The following is an 18553-nucleotide window of genomic DNA, read 5'->3' on the forward strand; positions in this document are numbered from 1 at the left end:
AGATGTGGAACGAGACCCACAAGATGATCGATCCCGAGATCGCCCTCACCGTCACCTGCGTGCGGGTGCCGGTCATGGTCGGCCATTCGGAGTCGGTGAACATCGAGTTCCACGAGCCCCTCGACGAGGACGAGGCCCGCGACCTGTTGCGCAACAGCCCGGGTCTGATCGTCATCGATCAGCGGAACGACAAGGGCTACATCACGCCCAAGGAGGCCCAGGGCGAGTTCCCGGTCTTCGTCAGCCGCATCCGCCGGGACCCCACCGTCGAGAACGGCCTCAACATGTGGGTCGTGGCCGACAACCTTCGGAAGGGCGCCGCCCTCAACGCCGTGCAGATCGCCCAGCTCCTCGATGAGCGGGGCCTGATCGGCGCCCGCTGACGGGTGGTCGGGGAGGGCTCGCCTTCGACTGAAAGCGCCTCCCGGGCCGCCTTGGGCGCGGGGGTTCTGTGTTATCTCTTCTGGGGCTTTTCACCCCTTTTCTTCCAGGCCATGGGCCGGCTGGGCGCAGACTCCTGGGAGATCCTCGCCCACCGGGCGGTCTGGGGAACCCTGGCCGCCTGGGTCTTCGTCGTCCTCGCCCGCCAGGGCGCCCAGGTGGCGGCGGTCCTGCGCTCTCCCCGGCTTCTGGGGATGCTCGCCCTGTCGGCCCTCCTGATCGGCGGCAACTGGGCCCTCTATGTCTGGGGCGTCAACGCCGGTCGGGTCCTGGAGAGCAGCCTCGGCTACTATCTCACCCCCCTCCTGAACATGGCCGCCGGGGCGCTGATCTTCCGCGAGCGCTTCGACGCCCTGGGGCTCGGCGCCATCGTCCTGGCCGGGATCGGTGTGGCCCTTCAGGGTGTGGCCCTGGGGCACTTTCCCTGGATGGCGGTGGTCCTGGCCCTGAGCTTCGGCGCCTACGGCATCGTGCGCAAGCAGGTCCAGGCCGACGCCCAGACCGGCCTCTTCGTCGAGTGTCTCTTTCTGGCGGTCCCCGGCGGGCTCTGGATGGCGTACCTGGCCCTGACCGGGCAGGGTCATGTGGATGATTCCCCCGCGGCGGCGGCCTGGCTGCTGGCGGCGGGGCCGATCACCGCCATTCCCCTGGTCCTCTTCGCCTGGGCGGCCCGGCGCATGCCCCTGTCGGCCATGGGCTTCCTGCAGTTCATCGGCCCGACCCTCGGCTTCGGCATCGGCCTGGCCCAGGGCGAACCTTTCACCGCCCTCAGGGGCGTATCCTTCGCCTTCATCTGGGCCGGGGCGGCGACCTACATCTTTGGCCTCTGGCGGCGGACCCGAACCCTCGGCGCCTGACGGGCGCTTGCGTATTCCGCCCCCGCGTCTATCGATGTCCCGCAATGAACGGTCGTCCTCGGGACTTCGGCGACGTCTGTGCATTTCCGGAGGAATTCCATGGCCCGCACCCAGTTCGGCGCCTTCCTGGCGCCCCACCATCCCATCGGCGAGCATCCCCGGCTCCAGTTCCGGAACGACATCAAGTTCGCCGTGCGGCTCGAGGAGCTGGGCTTCGACGAGTTCTGGGTGGGCGAGCACCATTCCACCGGCTGGGAGATGATCGCCTCCCCCGAGCTCTTCCTCGCCGCCGTCGGCGAGCATACCGGCCGGATCCGGCTGGGGACGGGGGTGATCTCCCTGCCCTACCACCACCCCTTCAACGTCGCCCAGCGCATGGTGCAGCTGGACTACATGACCGGCGGGCGGGTGATCCTCGGCACCGGCCCCGGCGCCCTGCCCTCCGACGCCCACACCCTGGGCATCGATCCCATGACCCAGCGCGACCGGCAGGACGAGGCCATCGGCGTGATCAAGCGCCTGCTGGCCGGCGAGCGGGTCACCCACGAGAGCGAGTGGTTCACCCTGCGCGATGCGCGCCTCCAGCTCCTGCCCCTGCAGGAGGAGATGGAGATGGTGGCGGCCTCCTCCGTCAGCCCCTCGGGCATGACCCTGGCCGGCAAGCATGGCATGGGCGTCCTGTCCATCGGCTCCAACTCCGAGGCGGGCCTCGCCGCCCTGCCCACCCAGTGGGGCTTCGCCGAGGAGGCCGCCGCCAAGTCGGGCAAGGTCATCGACCGCAAGAACTGGCGGGTCCTGATGTCATGGCACATCGCCGAGACCCGCGAGGAGGCCCGGGCCCAGGCGGCCAAGGGCCTGATGCACTGGCACAACGAGTACCAGGTCGGCACCCTGATGCGGCCCGGCGCGGCGCCGTTTATCTCGCCGGAACAAGCGCTTGAGCAGACCGTCGATGTCGAGGGCGCGGCCGCCGTCATCGGCACGCCGGATGACCTGGTGGCCGCCATCCGCAAGCTCCAGGCCAGCTCCGGCGGCTTCGGCGTGGTGCTCGGCTTCGTCCACGACTGGGCCAACCGCGAGAACACCCTGCGCAGCTGGGACCTGGTCGGCCGCTACGTCATCCCCGAGATCAACGGCTTCCTCGACGGCTATCGCGACTCCCGAGCCTTCGTGATCGAGAACCGCGAATGGTTCGACCGGGCCGGCCAGGCGGTGATGAGCAAGATCATGTCGCACGAGGGCGCCGCCGCGGCGCTGAAGGCGGGGATGGAAGCCGGCGTGGCCATGCGCTCGCCCAACGCCCCCGACCTGAACAAGGCGGCCAAGGGCCTGAAGTAGGGGGTCTCAGGGTCGCTTCAGGGTTCCCTCCGGGCGACTGGGGCCAGGAAACGCCCCGGCGCCGTCAGTAGCGGTAGTGCTCGGGCTTGAAGGGCCCGGCCACCGGCACGTTGATGTAGGCGGCCTGGTCATCGGTCAGCCGGGTCAGCTTGGCCCCCAGCTTCTCCAGGTGCAGGAGGGCCACCTTCTCATCGAGGTGCTTGGGCAGGGTGTAGACCTTCTTCTCGTAGGCCTTCCCATTGGTCCACAGCTCGATCTGGGCCAGGGTCTGGTTGGTGAAGGAGGCGCTCATCACGAAGCTGGGGTGGCCCGTGGCGTTGCCCAGGTTCACCAGCCGGCCCTCGGACAGGACGATGATCTTCTTGCCGTCCGGGAACTCCACATGGTGGACCTGGTCCTTGATCTTGTCCCAGCGGTAGTTGCGCAGGCCCGCGATCTGGATCTCGGAATCGAAGTGGCCGATGTTGGCGACGATGGCGTTGTTCTTCATCCGCCGCATGTGGTCGACGGTCAGGACGTCCTTGTTGCCCGTGGCGGTGACGAAGATGTCGGCCTTGTCCGCCACGTCCTCCATGGTCTGGACTTCATAGCCCTCCATGGCCGCCTGCAGGGCGCAGATCGGGTCGATCTCGGTGACGATGACCCGGGCGCCGCCGTTGCGCAGGCTGGCCGCAGAGCCCTTGCCCACGTCGCCATAGCCGAGGACCACGGCGACCTTGCCCGAGAGCATGACGTCCGTGCCCCGGCGGATGGCGTCCACCAGGCTCTCGCGGCAGCCGTAGAGGTTGTCGAACTTGGACTTGGTGACGCTGTCGTTGACGTTGATGGCCGGGAAGGGCAGCTCGCCCCGCTCGGCCATCTGGTAGAGGCGGTGGACCCCCGTGGTGGTCTCCTCGGAGACGCCGCCGATGGCGTTGCGGATGGCCGTGTAGAAGCCGGGCTTCTCCTTCAGGTACCGCTTCATCACGGTGTAGAGGGCTTCTTCCTCCTCGTTCTGCGGGTTGGCGAGGACCGAGGGGTCCTTCTCGGCCTTGGGGCCCAGCACGCAGAGCAGGGTGGCGTCGCCGCCATCGTCGAGGATCAGGTTGGGATAGCCGCCGTCGGCCCACTCGAAGATGCGGTGGGCGTAGTCCCAGTACTCCAGCAGGGTCTCGCCCTTCGTGGCGAAGACCGGCGTGCCGGCGTCGGCGATGGCCGCCGCGGCGTGGTCCTGGGTGGAGAAGATGTTGCACGAGGCCCAGCGCACCTCGGCCCCCAGGGCCTCCAGGGTCTGGATCAGGACCGCCGTCTGGATGGTCATGTGCAGGGAGCCGGCGATGCGGGCGCCCTTCAGGGGCTGGGAGGGGCCGAACTCGGCGCGCACGGCCATCAGGCCGGGCATCTCGGTCTCGGCGATCGCGATTTCCTTGCGGCCGAACTCAGCCAGGGAAATGTCCTTCACCACATAGTCGGTCATGTCGGGATTCCTTTCGCGCGCGGCGTCGCAGCTCGGGGAAACCTATAGACCTCAGGCCAGAGTCCTGCAACTGGACATAAAGATTGCTTTATGTGAGGGGTCCGGTCGAAGTCTCCAGAAGCTGGCGGACCGCCCGTCCCGCCCGGGCGCGGGCGCCCCGGCGGCGGCCCTGCGACGTCAGGCGTTCGGCCTCGCGCCTTGCGGGCCGGGTCAGGTCCAGGCCCGCAAGGCGCGCCCGGGCGGCTTCGGCGTCATTGTCGGCCCCGAGGGCGTCCTGGGCCTTGCGGAGGGCGGGGACGAGGTCGCTCCGCAGGCCTCCCCACTGCGGAAGGTCCAGGCTCTCCAGGGCGTAGCGCAGGGCCTTGATGCGCAGCCGAAGGTCGTGACGGCCAGCGGAGTCGAGATCGTCGAACCGCCGTCCCAGGCGGCGGATCCGCCGCCAGCGCCGCGCCAGGTCCCCGGCCAGGGCGGCGGCCGGCGCGGCGGCGCCCTCGGCCTCCCGCCAGGCCCCCGCCTCGCCCAGGGCGAGGACGTCCAGAAGCACCCTCCGGGCGGGGGCGGCCTCCAGCCTCCGGACCAGAACGGCAGCGGCCGCCTGACGCGCGGCCCCGAGCTCTGCGAAGAGGACCCCGGCCGGATCGGCGGCGGCGCGCAGGACGTCCAGCTCCCGGGTGGCGGCGCAGGCGCGGGCCAGGTCGCGCAGTCCCCGCCGGACCGCCGTCGTCTCCGAAGGCCGAAGCCGCCGGCGGAAGACGGCCAGCAGACTCCGGAGGCGCCGGAGCGCCACCCTCAGGCCATGAACCGCCTCGGGGGCGGGATCCGCCCCGGCCGCCTGAATCCGGGCGCATGCGTCCGACAGGGCCGATAGCAGGGCGCGCCGGAGCGCCTCGCCGGAGGCGAGGCCGGCGGGCGGAGGGACCGAGACTTCGCCGCCGGCCAGCCGGTAACCGCGGTCGGACTTGGACCGGAGGGAGAGGGTCAGGGGAAGGTCGGCGGCGAGGTCGACGGCGAGGGCGAAGAGGTCGCGCACATCGCCGGAGATCAGCTCAAGCTCGGCCTCGCAGACGATGTCCCGCGCCCCGTCCGCGAGAATCTCGCCCTGGTCGAGCGCCAGTTCGATCCGCGACCCGCCCCGGAGCACCTCGCAGGCGCGCCGTCGCACCTGGACGGTGAAGCGGGGGATGAGGCTTCCGGTCTCCCCGTCCGAAAGCAGGGCCCGCAGATCGTCGCCGTCCAGGTTCAGCCGGCCCGGCGAGGTCTCCACCTCCGCTTCGCGGCGGGCCAGCCCCGTCCCGCTCTTCAGGGTCTGGACGGTGCGCCCCGAGTCGTCGGTCCGAAGCCTCAGGGCGGCCCCCCGGGCGGCGAGGGCGTCCCCGGGGGTGTCGTAATAGACCGACACCAGGCGGCGGTCCCGGCCGGGCCCGGTGAAGACGCGGGCGGCAAGGGCCTCCAGGGTCCCGGCCGTACAGGCGAACTTGATCTCCACCTCGGGCGTCATGACCCCTCCGGGGCTATTCGTCTTCTCCGAAACGCGCAGCGACCAGGGCGACCAGGGCGGCGATCGCCGCCTCGGCGTCAGCGCCCCTGGCGCTGATGTCGATGCAGCAGCCGGGCCCGGCCGCCAGCATCATGAGGCCCATGATGGATCTTGCGTCCACCTCGGCGCCGTCCTTGGCGACACGGATGTCGGCCTTGAAGGCCGAGGCGGTCTTGACGAACTTGGCGGAGGCGCGGGCGTGGAGGCCGCGCTTGTTGATGATCTCGACCCTCGCCTCGGCCGTCACTTGTCCCCCGCCAGGACGTAGGAGGCGACGGAGATGTATTTCCGCCCGGCCTCCTGGGCCTGGGCCACGCAGTCGGCCAGACACAGCCGCGACCGCACGCTGGCCAGCTTGATCAGCATGGGCAGGTTGAGCCCGGCGATCACCTCGGCCCGGGTCTCTTCCATCACGGAGATGGCGAGGTTGGAGGGCGTGCCGCCGAACATGTCCGTCAGGAGGATGACGCCCTGGCCCGCCTCCACCCTGCGGCAGGCGGCGAGAATGTCGCGCCGGCGCTGCTCCATGTCGTCCTCGGGCCCGATGCAGATGGCCGAAATCCCCGACTGGGGCCCGACCACATGTTCCATGGCCAGGAGAAACTCCTCGGCGAGACGGCCGTGGGTCACGATGACGAGGCCGATCATGAGAAGGCTTTCAAGGGGCTGTCTCACCCGTTGCAGGCGCCCGCGGCGCCGGAAGGCGATCTTGATACGACTCTTCCGGCCCGGCTCCAAGACGGCAAAGCGCTTCCTGCAGCCGGTGTGGCGCCGAGGCGTCTGTCAGGCGCAGGCGAAGGCGGGGAACCGCGACGCCGGCCAGGATCAGGACCTCCGGCTCGGGCATCCTCTCCGGCGTTCCCGCCTCCATGACGAGGTCGATCCGGCAGAAGTCGAGGGCCGGCGTGCGCAAGACGCCCTGGCCCCGGATCTCCAGCAGCTCGCGAAGGGGGTCGGCCGCCCGCCCGAAGAGATGTCCGCCGCTGGACCAGACCAGGGTCCTGTCGTCGGCGACCAGCCGGAACCCCATGCCAAGGGCGCGGAGGGCGAGGTCGCTCTTGCCTGACCCCGAGGGCCCGAGAACGAGAGCCCCGCGCCAGCGTCCCCCCGCCCGCAGCGCCAGCAGCCCCGCGTGAAGGACCGGGCTCAAGACCGGGACCTCAGGGGAAGACGCACGACGAAACGCGCGCCCAGCCTCTCGCCGTCGGGGCCGATCCGGTTTTCGGCCCAAAGAACCCCGCCCTGTGTCTCGACGATCTGGCGGGCGATGGACAGGCCGAGGCCGGAGTTCCCGCCGAACGCCGCGCCGGGGGGGCGGGAGGTGTAGAACCGCTGGAAGATGGTCTCCAGGTTCTCCGGCGGTATGCCCGGGCCGTCGTCATCCACCCGCACCTCGGCCCAGCCGCCCTCGCGGACCAGGGACAGGCGGACGGTCGCCTCCGGCGGGCTGAAGGACCGGGCGTTGTCGACCAGGTTGCGGAACACCTGGCCGGCGGGCCCCTCGCGCCCCAGGACGGGCGTGTCCCCTTCCGCACCCTCGAGCGTCACCTGCGGCTCACCCTCCCGGCGGGATGCGGCGTAGGTCTGGACGATGTCCTCGAGAAGCCGACCAAGGTCGAAGGGCCTCGGCGTCTCCCGGGACAGCTCTGCATCGAGCCGGGAGGCGTTGGAGATGTCGGTCACCAGCCTGTCCATCCGCTGGATGTCCTGGCGGATGATCCCGTTCAGACGCGCCCGGGCCTCCGGATCGGACACCAGGTCGAGGGTCTCCACCGCCGAGCGCAGGGAGGTCAGGGGGTTGCGGATCTCATGGGCGACATCGGCGGCGAAACGCTCGATGGCGCCCATCCTCTCGGACTGGGCGTCGGTCATGGCCTCCAGGGCCCGGGTCAGGTCGCCCAGCTCGTCCTTTCGCCGGGAGAGGTCGGGAAGGGAGATGGAGCGGACCCGGGACAGGCGGACCCGGTCGGCGGCGCGCGCCAGCCGCCGTACGGGCAGGGCGATGAGGCTCGCCAGAAGGGTCGAGGACAGGAGCGCCACCCCGACCGACAGAAGGATGAACGGGGCGAGGGCCGCCCTCTGCCGGGCGATGATGCTGTCGACATCATCGGCCTCGACGGTCAGGACGCCCAGGACGGCCTGGACATGCCGGACGGGAAAGGAGACCGAGACCACGCGCCCCTCCGGGTCGGCGCGCCGGACGCCCGAGACGCGTCGTCCCTCGAGGGCCTGGCGGACCTCGGACCGCAGGGCCTCCTGCCCCGGAGTGGCGGCGGACCGCTCTTCCGTCGTCTCCCGCGCGGCGCCCCTGGGACGGACCGGCGGCAGGGGTTTCTGTTCCACCCGGTCCGCGATCCAGTCGCTGTCCGCGATGAGCTGCCCCTCGGCGTCGAAGAGCCGCGCCCTCTGGACGCCGGGGTTGGCCAGAAGCCGCAGGATCTCGCTGGCCTGGGCGACGTCGAGGGCGGGAACGGGCTCGCCCACCGTGGCCGCCTGGTCGATCAGGGTGGCGATCAGCTCGCCCTGGGTGGTGAGGCTGTCGATCCTAGCCTCCACCAGCCCCCGTCGCAGTTCATTGAGGACCAGCGAGCCGACGATCAGGATCGCCAGGCCCAGCAGGTTGAGAGCCAGAATCAGCCGGACAAGCCGCGACGAGGGGGGCCCGCGCCAAAGGCGACGGGGCGGCTCAGGACTCGCGGTACCGGTATCCGACGCCATAGAGGGTTTCGATCGCGTCGAAATCGGGGTCGACCTCCCGGAACTTGCGCCGCATGCGCTTGATGTGACTGTCGATGGTGCGGTCATCGACATAGACCTGATCGTCGTAGGCCGCGTCCATCAGGTTGTCCCGGCTTTTCACGAAGCCCGGCCGCTGCGCCAGGGCCTGGATCAGCAGAAACTCCGTCACCGTCAGCTTCACCGGAAGCCCGTTCCAGAGACAGTCGTGGCGGCCGGGGTCCAGGGTCAGCCGGCCGCGCCGGAGGGCCCGCGAGGCGACCTCCGAGGCGTCCTCCTCCTCGGGGGCCCCGGCGCCGGCCCGGCGCAGCACCGCCTTGACCCTCTCGATCAGGAGCCTCTGGCTGAAAGGCTTGTGCATGTAGTCGTCGGCGCCGAGGTTGAAGCCGAGCAGCTCGTCGATCTCGTCGTCCTTGGAGGTCAGGATGATGACCGGAACATCCGAGGTGCGGCGCAGCCGGCGAAGCACCTCCATGCCATCCATCCGCGGCATCTTGACGTCGAGAATGACCAGGTCCGGCGGATCGTTCTCAAGGGCCGCGAGCCCCGACGCTCCGTCGTGATAGGCCTTTACGGCGTGCCCCTGGCTCTCAAGCGCAAGGCTCACCGAAGTCACGATGTTTTCGTCGTCATCCACCAGGGTGATCCGGGCCATGGCTCGCGTCTGTTCTGTTTCGTCGCCGACTCGACCCTAGTGCCTGATCGGTCCGGATGGAACCATCTCGACGCCCCGCGGGGGCGCCTTTCGCCCGGGCGGGCGGGCCCTCAGCCCGCCGCGCCGCCGGGTCCGGCCGGGGCCTCCCAGGGCGCCGCCGCCGGCTCCATCGCGCCGAAGACCGACCGGAAGGCCGTCCGCAGGGCGTCGTCGGCGTCGTCCATCGTGCAGGTGAGCCCGAGGTCCGCGAGGCTTGTCACCCCGAAATCGGCCTGGCCGCAGGGGATGATGCCGGAGAAGTGGCCGAGGTCCGGCTCCACATTGAGCGAGACGCCGTGATAGGAGACCCACCGCCGGACCTTCACCCCGATGGCGGCGATCTTGTCCTCGCGCGGGGGTGCGCCGGGTTCGCGGCGCTCGATCCAGACCCCGACCCGCCCCTGACGGATCGCGCCATCCACCGCGAATTGCGCGAGGGCCTCCAGAATCCAGGCCTCTAGGGCCGATACAAAGGCGCGCACGTCCCTGCCGCGGGCCGACAGGTCCAGCATGACATAGGCCACCCTCTGGCCGGGGCCGTGATAGGTGTACTGGCCACCCCTCCCGCTCGGGAAGACCGGGAAGCGCCCGGCGTCCAGAAGGTCGGAGTCCCGGGCGGACACGCCCGCCGTGTAGAGCGGCGGATGCTCGAGCAGCCAGACCAGCTCGCCCGCCTCGCCGCTGGCGATGGCCGCCACCCGGGCCTCCATGGCGGCCACCGCCTGAGGATAGGGGACCTGTCCCGGGGACACCGCCCAGCCACAAGCCGCCCCGTCCCGCCGCCCGAGGCGCGGGGCCGGAATCGCTGGGCTTAACCTCTGGTCAATCATGTTGGGTTCAGTGTGGGGGTCGCCGAAGCCGGGCGCAAGCCGGCGCCGGTGCGGCTCAGGGCCTGTTCCCCGCGGCCGCCGCCAGCTTTCTCCAGAGGTCGATCCTTGGGCCAGATCAACGCCGTCAACATCGAGCTTTCGGTGGTCATTGGCCGGTCGCACATGCCCATGGCGCAACTGCTGCGCATGGGTCGCGGCGCGGTGATTCCCCTGGACGCCGCCGTCAACGACGAGGTGTGGATCCTCGCCAACAACCACCCGGTGGCCCGCGGCGAAATCCAGATCAACGACGACAGGATCGCCGTGACGGTCACGCGGGCGGCCGACGTCTACGACTTCATGGCCGGTTCCGGCTTCTGATCGTGCTTCACAAAGCCGTCGGGCTTTGCTAGGCCCCCCGCTCACCACGAGCGGTCGTGGCGGAATTGGTAGACGCGCAGCGTTGAGGTCGCTGTGGGGCAACCCGTGGAAGTTCGAGTCTTCTCGACCGCACCAGTGAGCCAGAGAGTCCGGGGACAGGGTCCGATCAGTCACGCATAGCGCCGGGAGGGCAGGTCCGCATGAGCCGCGACGCTGAACATCCCCTGCGTGACGACCTTGTGGCGACCGAAGCCGCCGAGGACCTCGAGGACCTCGCCCTCGGCGATGACTACGCCCTCAATCCGGACTTCGTCGCCCTGGTGGTGGACGCCGCCGACCGTGGCGACGCCGAGCGCCTGCGCGAGCTTCTGGCCGCCCTGCATCCCGCCGATGTCGCCGACCTGATGGGCTTCCTGTCGGCCGCCGACCGGGAGGAGGTGATGGCCCACCTCGACCCCGAGGCCCTGGCCGAGATCCTGGCGGAGATCGAGCCGGAGATCCGCGAGGACCTGCTGGAGCGCATGCCCTCGGCCACCCTGGTCCGGGCCCTGGGCGAGATGGACTCCGACGACGCCGTCGACCTGATGGAGGACCTGGAGGCGGACAAGCGCGCCCAGGTGCTGGCGGCCCTGCCGGACATCGACCGCGCGGCCATCGAGACCTCCCTGGCCTATGAGGACGAAACCGCCGGCCGCCTGATGCAGCGCGAGGTCGCCTCCGCGCCCCAGTTCTGGACCGTCGGCCAGGCCCTCGACCACTTCCTGAAGGCCGGCGACGAGATGCCGGAGCTGTTCTTCGACGTCTATGTCGTCGACCCCTCGCACCGGCCGCTGGGCGGGGTGCCGGTCAGCCGCCTGCTCCGCCATGATCGCGACACCCCCCTGGCGCGGATCATGGAGCCCCTGACCGAGATCCCGGTGGGCATGGACCAGGAAGAGGCGGCCTACATCTTCAACAAGTACCACCTGATCTCCGCCCCGGTGGTGGAGCCCGGCGGGCGGCTGGTGGGCCAGCTGACGGTGGACGACATCGTCGGCGTCATCCGCGAGGAGGGCGAGGAGGACATCCTGGCCCTGGCCGGCGTGTCCGATTTCGGCCGCGACGCCAGCCTGGCGGGCGCTGTGCGCTCGCGCCTGCCCTGGCTGGTGCTCAACCTCGGGACGGCGGCCGTGGCCTCCAGCGTGATCGGCGCCTTCCAGGGGGTCATCGCCCAGGTCATCACCCTGGCCATCCTCATGCCCATCGTCTCGTCCCTCGGGGGCAATGCCGGCACCCAGACCCTGGCGGTGGCGGTGCGCGCCCTGTCGAGCCGCGAGCTGAACGCCGCCAACTCCGCCCGGATCATCCTGCGGGAGGTGATGGCCGGCCTCCTCAACGGATCGGTGCTGGCCGTCCTGATGGCGGTGGCCGTCCTGGCCCTCTTCCAGGACCCGAGGCTCGCGGTGACGGTGGGTCTGGCGATCGTGGCCAACTTCTTCGTCGCCGCCCTGGCGGGGATCCTCGCGCCGATCATCCTGGACCGGCTGGGCCGGGACCCGGCGGTCTCGTCCTCCGTGCTGGTGACCTTCGCCACCGATTTCATGGGGTTCCTGGCGCTTCTGGGCATTGCCAGTCTGATCCTGCTCTGACGGCCCGCCTCGCCCCCTGCGGGCCTGCGTGGTAATCCACGGACCATGAGCCAGCCGACCTTCGACTTCGCCCTGGGCGAGACCGCGGACGCCCTGCGCGCCTCGGTCGCCCGCTTCGCCGCCGAGCGCATCGCCCCGCGCGCCGCGTCCATCGACCGCGACAACGCCTTCCCCCGGGACCTCTGGCCGGAGATGGGCGCGCTCGGCCTCCTGGGAATCACGGTGGAGGCAGAGGACGGCGGGGCGGGCCTGGGCTATCTGGAGCACGTGGTGGCCATGGAGGAGATCTCCCGGGCCTCGGCCTCGGTGGGCCTGTCCTACGGCGCCCATTCCAACCTCTGCGTGAACCAGATCCGCCGCTGGGGGACGCCGGCCCAGAAGGCTCGCCACCTGCCCCGCCTGATCTCGGGCGAGCACGTCGGCGCCCTGGCCATGAGCGAGGCGGGGTCGGGTTCGGACGTCGTCTCCATGCGCCTGCGGGCCGAGCGGCGGGGCGACCGCTATGTGCTCAACGGGACCAAGTTCTGGATCACCAACGGCCCCCATGCCGACGTCCTGGTGGTCTATGCCCGCACCGAGCCGGACGCCGGCCCCCGGGGCATCACCGCCTTCCTGGTGGAGCGCGGCATGGCCGGGTTCTCCACCAGCCCCAAGCTCGACAAGATGGGCATGCGCGGCTCGGACACCGCCGAGCTGGTCTTCCAGGACTGCGAGGTCCCCGAGGAAAACGTCATGGGACCACTGAATGGCGGCGTCGGCGTGCTGATGAGCGGCCTGGACTATGAGCGGGCGGTGCTGGCCGCCGGGCCCCTGGGCATCATGCAGGCCTGCCTCGACCTCGTCCTGCCCTATGTCCGCGAGCGGAAACAGTTCGGACAGCCCATCGGCGCCTTCCAGCTCATGCAGGCCAAGGTGGCGGACATGTACGTCGCCCTGAACTCGGCCCGGGCCTATGTCTACGCCGTGGCGCGGGCCTGCGACGCGGGCCTGGCCACCCGCCATGACGCCGCCGGCGCCATCCTCCTGGCCTCGGAGAACGCCGTAAAGGTATCGCTGGAGGCCATCCAGGCCCTGGGCGGCGCCGGTTACACCCGGGACTTCCCCGCCGAGCGCCTCTTGCGCGACGCCAAGCTCTACGACATCGGCGCCGGCACCAACGAGATCCGGCGCTACCTGATCGGCCGCGAGCTGATCGGCGCCTGAGGCGATTGCCGCCGAGGGTCTATGGCTCGACGACGGATAGGGTCATGCCGTCCCAACCCTTCTCGCCCACCGTCTGCAGGACGGTGGAGAACAGGCGCGGCTCTCGCCCGAGGGTCTCGGTGAACGTCCGGACTCCGCGGACCCGGTCGTCGTCGGAGTTCACCTCCAAGACCGCGCCGCCGCGAACCACATTGTCGCCAATGATGAGGCCGCCGGGCCGGGTCAGCTTCAGCGCCCAGTCCAGGTAGGCCGGATTGTTCGGCTTGTCGGCGTCGATGAACACCAGGTCGAAGGCGGGGCCGCCTTCCCGGACCAGGCGGGCGAGGGTGTCGAGTGCGGGGCCGACGCAGATCTCCACCCGGTCGCCAAGCCCGGCCTGGTCCAGGTTCCGCCGCGCAAGTGCGGCGTAGTCCGGCGAGGCCTCCAGCGAAATCACCCGGCCTTCGGGCGGCAGGGCCTCAGCCATCCAGCTGGCCGAGACGCCGCCGAGGGTTCCGATCTCCAGAATTCGGCGTGCGCCTATGGCCTTGACCAGGAGGGAGAGAAATCGGCCCTGCAGGGGCGACACATCGTGGGGGGGAAGGCCTGCCGCGGTGTTCGCCTCCCGAATCCGGGCTCTCAGGGGATCTGCTCCAACGAGCGCCTTGACGAAGTAGGCGTCCACCGACACCCAATCCTGGCCTTCAGCCGTCATTTCCGGTCCTCCGCATCATCTCGGGGGCGCTGCCCACTCCGGGGCGCCTGAACGAAACGGGCGGCCTGGTTTCCCGAGCCGCCCTGCACCGATCGTGGAAGTCAAAGCTTCGCACAAAGGCGATGGGAGATTGCTACCGCGCAAGCGCGGAGGTCATCAATCCAGCAGCGACTTCCGAGTGATAACGGTGAGACACTGGATCACCTCCTTTCAATGGTTGGCCAAGGCGGCCAGCCTGCGCCTGCTTCGCCGGTCCTGACAAGACGGGCCGGGTCACGTCAGGGTGATCGCGGGGAGGTCGGGCGCCGCCTCAGGTCCTCCAGCGGGCCCTCGATCCGGTCCAGGGCGGCGACGGCGGCGGCATGGCCGGCGGCCACGGCGGGGTCGTAGGCGCTCCAGTCGCGAATCTCCACCCCGGTCAGTTCGGGCAGGATCAGGACGTCGGCCCCCTCCCGCGCGGCGGCCATGTCCCGGCCCGAGGAGACCGTGGCGGCGCGGATCAACAGGGAGACGATGGGCGGGCCCTTGCGCCACTGGCCCGACAGGACCCAGCGCAGCAGGGACCGCGGCCGGACGATGTCGGCGGCGGTGATGGACAGGCCCCGGCTGACATCGACCCCGATGATGGGACCGGAGAGGCCGCCGCGCATCACATCCACGGGCAGGTTCTTGAGCACCGCCCCGTCCACCAGGACGTTCTGGCCCTGCAGGGCGGGCGGCAGCAGGCCGGGGAGGGAAATGGAGGCGCGCAGGGCGGCGCGGACGCTCCCCCGGCGATGCACCTGGTGGGCCCCCGTGGTCAGGTTGGAGGAGACGCAGAAGCAGGGGCGCCAGAGGTCGGCGAACTGGACGTCCCCGAAGTGCTCCTCCAGCCGCCGGGCGACCTTCTCGCCCCGGGTCATGGCCAGCATGGGAAAGGCGATGTCGTCGAGGGGGCTGGAGGTGACGAAGGCCCTGCGGATTCGCTGGTCCAGCTCGTCCAGGTCCCAGCCGAGGGCCAGGCCCGCGGCGATCACCGCCCCCATGGAGGCGCCCCCCACATGGTCGATGGGCACGCCGCGCTCGGACAGGGCGCGGATCACGCCGATGTGGGCGTAGGCCCGGGCCCCGCCGCCGGAGAGGACAAGGCCTACCGCCCGGCCCGTCAGGCGACGCACCAGGCGCGCCAGGTCGCCGGGGTCGCCCCGGCGCAGGTGGGTCAGGCTCACTGCCCCCGTCGCCGTCATCCAGGCTTCGCCGCCGCGGGGCCGGCGCACGCCCGCCGGCTGGACCAGGATCAGCTCTGCGCCGGTTCCCAGGGCGGGCGGCGTGTGGGCGGCGGCGCCCGGCGGCGGCGGGTAGTCGCCGCGCCCGACCCGGAACAGCCCGTCCACCTGCCGCGCGATCTTGGCGGCCCAGGCCCCCTCGCCCTGGCCGGCGACATAGAGGGCGTAGTCGACGCCATGCTCCAGGTTGGAGAACCAGGAGGTCTCCTCGTCCTGGGCCTCCGATCCGGCGACGGCGGCGGAGAAGCCTGCGGCGCGGATGCCCCCGGCGAGGGACTCCACCAGCCCGCGGAGGTCTTCGACCGGCCCCTGGGCGATGAAGCCGAAGACGGTGGGCTCGACCAGCTCGGCGGTCCGCCCGGCGTTACGGGCCCGGCCGACCATCAGCCGGGCGAGGTCGGTCATGATGTCGGGGTCGGTCTCGCAGGCGGCGAAGAAGGCCTCGCGGTCGAGGGACAGGACCTCGGAGTCCCTCAGGGCGGTGAGCCGCCCGGTGTGGACGGCGCCCGCGATCACGCTCATCTCGCCGGCGGGCTCTCCGGGGCGGACCACGCCCAGGAACCGGGGTCCGTCGCTCCCGTCGATGCGGAAGGCGCCCAGGCGTCCGGCCCGGAGCAGGTGCAGGTCTGCGGCGGGGTCGCCGGGCTCGAACAGGTGCTGGCCGGCGGGCAGGCACCACCAGCGCGCCGTCCCGTCCAGGCGGGCGGTCTCGAAGAGCCGGGCGAGGGCTGTCAGGGGCGGGGTCTGCACAGGGGGCATGATACCCCCGGTTCGGCGACAAACGGAAACCCGGCGTCGGGGCGCCCCGGGTCTTCACGGACTAGTCGCCGGGCCGGCCCCCGGCTATGCCTTGTTCATGCCCGTCCTGAAGTCCGCCCTCGATCCGGCCTCGGCGGCCTTCCGCGCCAATGCGGAGGCCAACCGCGCGCTTGCGGCGCAGCTCTACGAGCGGACCGCCCGTGCGGCCCTCGGCGGATCGGAGGACAGCCGGCGACGGCACGAGGCCCGCGGCAAGCTGCTGCCCCGGGACCGGGTGGAGGGCCTGCTCGATCCCGGCGCGCCCTTCCTGGAGATCGGGGCCCTGGCGGCCTTCGGCCTCTACGAGGACGAGGCGCCGGCGGCCGGCCTGATCGCCGGGATCGGCCGGGTCAGCGGCCGTGAGGTCATGATCCTGGCCAACGACGCCACGGTGAAGGGCGGAGCCTATTTCCCCATCACGGTGAAGAAGCATCTGCGGGCCCAGGAGATCGCCGAGCAGAACCACCTGCCCTGCGTCTACCTGGTGGACTCCGGCGGCGCTAACCTGCCCCACCAGGCCGAGGTCTTTCCCGACCGCGACCATTTCGGCCGCATCTTCTTCAACCAGGCGCGGATGAGCGCCAGGGGCACCGCCCAGATCGCCTGCGTCATGGGCTCGTGCACGGCGGGGGGCGCCTATGTCCCGGCCATGTCCGACGAGACGGTGATCGTCCGGGGTGCGGGGCCCGAGAGCCAGGGCACCATCTTCCTGGGCGGCCCGCCCCTAGTGAAGGCGGCCACGGGCGAGGTCATCTCGGCCTCGGACCTCGGCGGCGCCGACGTACACGGACGACGATCGGGCGTGGTGGACCATGTGGCCGAGGACGACCTGCACGCCCTGGCCATCGTCCGCCGCATCGTGGCGGGCCTCAACACCCGGAAGCCCGAGGGACCCGTCCTGGCCGATCCCCGGCCGCCCCTCTTCGACCCCGAGGAGCTCTACGGGGTGATCCCGCAGGATGTGCGCGCCCCCTATGACGTGCGCGAGGTGATCGCCCGGATCGTCGACGGCTCGGCCTTCGATGAGTTCAAGGCCCTCTACGGCCAGACCCTGGTCTGCGGCTTCGCCCGGATCTGGGGCTATCCGGTGGCCATTCTGGCCAACAACGGCATCCTCTTCTCGGAGAGCGCGCTGAAGGGCGCCCACTTCATCGAGCTGGCCTGCCAGAGGGGCATCCCCCTTCTGTTCCTGCAGAACATCTCCGGCTTCATGGTCGGCGGCCGCTACGAGGCCGGCGGCATCGCCCGGGACGGGGCCAAGCTGGTCACCGCCGTGGCCTGCGCCGAGGTCCCCAAGCTGACGGTGCTGATCGGCGGCTCCTTCGGGGCCGGCAATTACGGCATGTGCGGCCGGGCCTATTCGCCGCGCTTCCTGTGGAGCTGGCCCAACAGCCGCATCTCGGTCATGGGCGGCGAGCAGGCGGCCAGCGTCCTGGCGACGATCCGCCGGGACGGGATCGAGGCCCGGGGCGGCGAGTGGCCCGCCGACGAGGAAGAGGCCTTCAAGGCGCCGGTCCGGGAGCGCTATGAGGCCGAGGGCGATCCCTACTTCGCCACCGCCCGGCTCTGGGACGACGGGATCATCGACCCGGCCCAGACCCGCGACGTCCTGGGCCTGTCCCTGTCCGCCGCCCTGAACGCCCCCGTCGCGCCGACGCGCTTCGGCGTCTTCCGAATGTGACCGATCCCCGAACCCGGAGCCCCTCCATGTCCAACCCCATCGCCGATCCCCTGGTTGAAGGCCTCGACAGCGACGCCACCTCCGACCTCGTGCGACTGGACACCACTCAGGAGGGGGTGGCCGTGGTCACCCTGAACCGGCCGGACGCCCGCAACAGCTTCAACGCTGAGCTGATCGGCGCCCTCCATGAGACCTTCGAGACCCTCCAGGCCGCCGAGGGCGTGCGGGTGGTCTTCCTGCGCGGCGCGGGCAAGGTCTTCTCGGCCGGGGCCGACCTGAACTGGATGCGCGACGCTGCGCACTGGACCGAGGCCGAGAACCGCGACGACGCCATGGGCCTGGCGCGGATGCTCAAGGCCCTCTGGGACCTTCCCGCCCTGACCGTGGCCCTGGTCCAGGGCGGCGCCTGGGGCGGGGGGTGCGGCCTGGCCGCGGCCTGCGACATCGCCGTGGCCGAGCGGGGGGCGAAGTTCGGCTTTTCCGAGGCCCGGCTGGGCCTGATCGCCGCCACCATCAGCCCCTACATCGTCTCCGCCATCGGCCCGCGGGCGTCCCGCGGCCTGTTCGCCTCGGCCCGGATCTTCGACGCCGACGAGGCCCTGCGCCTGGGCCTGGTGAGCGAGCTGGTGGAGGACGCCGCCGCCCTGGCCACGGCCGCCGATCGCATCGCCGGTGAGGCCATGGCCTGCGCCCCGGGCGCCATCGCCGCCTCCAAGGCCCTGGTGGACGCCGTCGCCTGGCGGGAGATCGACCACGCCCTCATGGAGGACACCGCCCGCCGCATCGCCCAGGCCCGGGTCAGCGACGAGGGCCGCGAGGGCGTGGCCGCCTTCCTCGACAGGCGCCGGCCCGGCTGGGCCGGATAGCGTTCAACCGACCTCCAGCGTCCCGACGAGGGATGCGCGGTGCGGACCGACCCTCCCGGGCCAGCAGGAGTTCGCGATAGCCGGTCGGCTCGCCCTTCGGGATCGGCTCGGCATAGGCGTTGATCTTCAGGACCGATCCGTTGGCGTCGTGGCGATGCTGATCCTGGCC

General features: G+C 70.9%; 18 protein-coding genes and 1 tRNA gene. 9 read left to right on the plus strand and 10 right to left on the minus strand.

The genetic code is table 11. From position 1 onward, the window contains the following. The 3 genes from INE98_RS04735 to INE98_RS04745 all read left to right on the plus strand — a co-directional run. Positions 1–383: Asd/ArgC dimerization domain-containing protein (locus INE98_RS04735; RefSeq protein WP_293536998.1), on the plus strand; the 383-nt coding region annotated here is incomplete at its 5' end. 3 nt (positions 384–386) lie between these two features. Beyond that, the gene (gene rarD / locus INE98_RS04740; protein ID WP_293512090.1) at positions 387–1298 is read left to right on the plus strand and encodes an EamA family transporter RarD; all 912 of its coding nucleotides are present in this window, start codon (positions 387–389) and stop codon (positions 1296–1298) included. A 99-nt stretch (positions 1299–1397) separates the two neighbouring features. Beyond that, on the plus strand, positions 1398–2636 hold the full coding sequence (locus INE98_RS04745) for an LLM class flavin-dependent oxidoreductase (RefSeq protein ID WP_293537000.1): 1239 nt from the start codon (positions 1398–1400) through the stop codon (positions 2634–2636). Between the two features lie 64 nt (positions 2637–2700). Here INE98_RS04745 and ahcY read toward each other — a convergent pair whose 3' ends face one another. The 8 genes from ahcY to lipB form a co-directional block, all read right to left on the minus strand. Next, entirely contained in the window at positions 2701–4092 is a 1392-nt protein-coding gene (ahcY, locus tag INE98_RS04750) for an adenosylhomocysteinase (RefSeq protein WP_293537002.1), read from the minus strand. Between the two features lie 88 nt (positions 4093–4180). Continuing rightward, positions 4181–5590 (minus strand): CHAD domain-containing protein, encoded by a 1410-nt coding sequence (locus INE98_RS04755; protein WP_293537004.1) that lies wholly within the window; start codon positions 5588–5590, stop codon positions 4181–4183. Positions 5591–5603: 13 nt separating this feature from the next. Beyond that, on the minus strand, positions 5604–5876 hold the full coding sequence (locus INE98_RS04760) for an HPr family phosphocarrier protein (RefSeq protein ID WP_293537006.1): 273 nt from the start codon (positions 5874–5876) through the stop codon (positions 5604–5606). Then, on the minus strand, positions 5873–6277 hold the full coding sequence (locus tag INE98_RS04765) for a PTS sugar transporter subunit IIA (protein ID WP_293537007.1): 405 nt from the start codon (positions 6275–6277) through the stop codon (positions 5873–5875). Before INE98_RS04765 ends, INE98_RS04760 begins: the two co-directional genes overlap by 4 nt. A gap of 10 nt (positions 6278–6287) precedes the next feature. Next, positions 6288–6779, minus strand: coding sequence for an HPr kinase/phosphorylase (locus INE98_RS04770; protein WP_293537008.1), 492 nt, complete (start codon positions 6777–6779; stop codon positions 6288–6290). Then, positions 6776–8347 (minus strand): stimulus-sensing domain-containing protein, encoded by a 1572-nt coding sequence (locus INE98_RS04775; protein ID WP_293537009.1) that lies wholly within the window; start codon positions 8345–8347, stop codon positions 6776–6778. Before INE98_RS04775 ends, INE98_RS04770 begins: the two co-directional genes overlap by 4 nt. Beyond that, complete coding sequence (locus tag INE98_RS04780; protein ID WP_293537011.1) at positions 8316–9020, minus strand: response regulator transcription factor; 705 nt, start codon at positions 9018–9020, stop codon at positions 8316–8318. Before INE98_RS04780 ends, INE98_RS04775 begins: the two co-directional genes overlap by 32 nt. Before the next feature lie 110 nt (positions 9021–9130). Next, the gene (gene lipB, locus INE98_RS04785) at positions 9131–9889 is read right to left on the minus strand and encodes a lipoyl(octanoyl) transferase LipB (protein ID WP_293537013.1); all 759 of its coding nucleotides are present in this window, start codon (positions 9887–9889) and stop codon (positions 9131–9133) included. A gap of 105 nt (positions 9890–9994) precedes the next feature. Between lipB and INE98_RS04790 the strand changes: the two genes are divergently transcribed. The 4 genes from INE98_RS04790 to INE98_RS04805 all read left to right on the plus strand — a co-directional run bounded on the left by INE98_RS04790 (position 9995) and on the right by INE98_RS04805 (position 13080). Next, on the plus strand, positions 9995–10249 hold the full coding sequence (locus INE98_RS04790) for a FliM/FliN family flagellar motor switch protein (protein ID WP_293537015.1): 255 nt from the start codon (positions 9995–9997) through the stop codon (positions 10247–10249). 50 nt (positions 10250–10299) lie between these two features. Beyond that, positions 10300–10384, plus strand: a tRNA-Leu gene (locus INE98_RS04795). Between the two features lie 65 nt (positions 10385–10449). Then, a complete protein-coding gene (gene mgtE / locus INE98_RS04800) occupies positions 10450–11877 on the plus strand; it encodes a magnesium transporter (RefSeq protein WP_293537017.1) in 1428 nt (475 codons plus the stop codon). Between the two features lie 45 nt (positions 11878–11922). Then, positions 11923–13080: an isovaleryl-CoA dehydrogenase gene (locus tag INE98_RS04805; protein ID WP_293537019.1), complete on the plus strand. Its 1158-nt coding sequence runs from the start codon at positions 11923–11925 to the stop codon at positions 13078–13080. Positions 13081–13099: 19 nt separating this feature from the next. Here INE98_RS04805 and INE98_RS04810 read toward each other — a convergent pair whose 3' ends face one another. Together INE98_RS04810 and INE98_RS04815 are read right to left on the minus strand one after the other, a co-directional pair. Further along, positions 13100–13774, minus strand: coding sequence for an O-methyltransferase (locus tag INE98_RS04810; RefSeq protein ID WP_293537021.1), 675 nt, complete (start codon positions 13772–13774; stop codon positions 13100–13102). Between the two features lie 278 nt (positions 13775–14052). Further along, positions 14053–15798 (minus strand): patatin-like phospholipase family protein, encoded by a 1746-nt coding sequence (locus tag INE98_RS04815; protein ID WP_293537023.1) that lies wholly within the window; start codon positions 15796–15798, stop codon positions 14053–14055. Between the two features lie 97 nt (positions 15799–15895). On the opposite strand from INE98_RS04815, the gene INE98_RS04820 reads away from it, so the two are divergent. Together INE98_RS04820 and INE98_RS04825 are read left to right on the plus strand one after the other, a co-directional pair. Next, entirely contained in the window at positions 15896–17518 is a 1623-nt protein-coding gene (locus INE98_RS04820) for a carboxyl transferase domain-containing protein (RefSeq protein WP_293537024.1), read from the plus strand. Positions 17519–17544: 26 nt separating this feature from the next. Beyond that, entirely contained in the window at positions 17545–18384 is an 840-nt protein-coding gene (locus INE98_RS04825) for an enoyl-CoA hydratase-related protein (protein WP_293537026.1), read from the plus strand. Positions 18385–18553 lie beyond the last annotated feature (169 nt).

It is taken from the genome of Phenylobacterium sp. (assembly GCF_020253645.1).
Taxonomy (GTDB): Bacteria; Pseudomonadota; Alphaproteobacteria; order Caulobacterales; family Caulobacteraceae; genus Phenylobacterium.

What these genes read in the sequence shown, in the direction of transcription:
- INE98_RS04755 (WP_293537004.1), bottom strand. Translation starts at nt 5,590, where the DNA reads ATGACGCCCGAGGTGGAGATCAAGTTCGCCTGTACGGCCGGGACCCTG.
- INE98_RS04810 (WP_293537021.1), bottom strand. Translation starts at nt 13,774, where the DNA reads ATGACGGCTGAAGGCCAGGATTGGGTGTCGGTGGACGCCTACTTCGTC.
- INE98_RS04825 (WP_293537026.1), top strand. Translation starts at nt 17,545, where the DNA reads ATGTCCAACCCCATCGCCGATCCCCTGGTTGAAGGCCTCGACAGCGAC.
- INE98_RS04765 (WP_293537007.1), bottom strand. Translation starts at nt 6,277, where the DNA reads ATGATCGGCCTCGTCATCGTGACCCACGGCCGTCTCGCCGAGGAGTTT.
- INE98_RS04805 (WP_293537019.1), top strand. Translation starts at nt 11,923, where the DNA reads ATGAGCCAGCCGACCTTCGACTTCGCCCTGGGCGAGACCGCGGACGCC.
- INE98_RS04775 (WP_293537009.1), bottom strand. Translation starts at nt 8,347, where the DNA reads ATGGCGTCGGATACCGGTACCGCGAGTCCTGAGCCGCCCCGTCGCCTT.
- mgtE (WP_293537017.1), top strand. Translation starts at nt 10,450, where the DNA reads ATGAGCCGCGACGCTGAACATCCCCTGCGTGACGACCTTGTGGCGACC.
- INE98_RS04815 (WP_293537023.1), bottom strand. Translation starts at nt 15,798, where the DNA reads ATGCCCCCTGTGCAGACCCCGCCCCTGACAGCCCTCGCCCGGCTCTTC.
- lipB (WP_293537013.1), bottom strand. Translation starts at nt 9,889, where the DNA reads ATGATTGACCAGAGGTTAAGCCCAGCGATTCCGGCCCCGCGCCTCGGG.
- INE98_RS04820 (WP_293537024.1), top strand. Translation starts at nt 15,896, where the DNA reads ATGCCCGTCCTGAAGTCCGCCCTCGATCCGGCCTCGGCGGCCTTCCGC.
- ahcY (WP_293537002.1), bottom strand. Translation starts at nt 4,092, where the DNA reads ATGACCGACTATGTGGTGAAGGACATTTCCCTGGCTGAGTTCGGCCGC.
- INE98_RS04745 (WP_293537000.1), top strand. Translation starts at nt 1,398, where the DNA reads ATGGCCCGCACCCAGTTCGGCGCCTTCCTGGCGCCCCACCATCCCATC.
- INE98_RS04780 (WP_293537011.1), bottom strand. Translation starts at nt 9,020, where the DNA reads ATGGCCCGGATCACCCTGGTGGATGACGACGAAAACATCGTGACTTCG.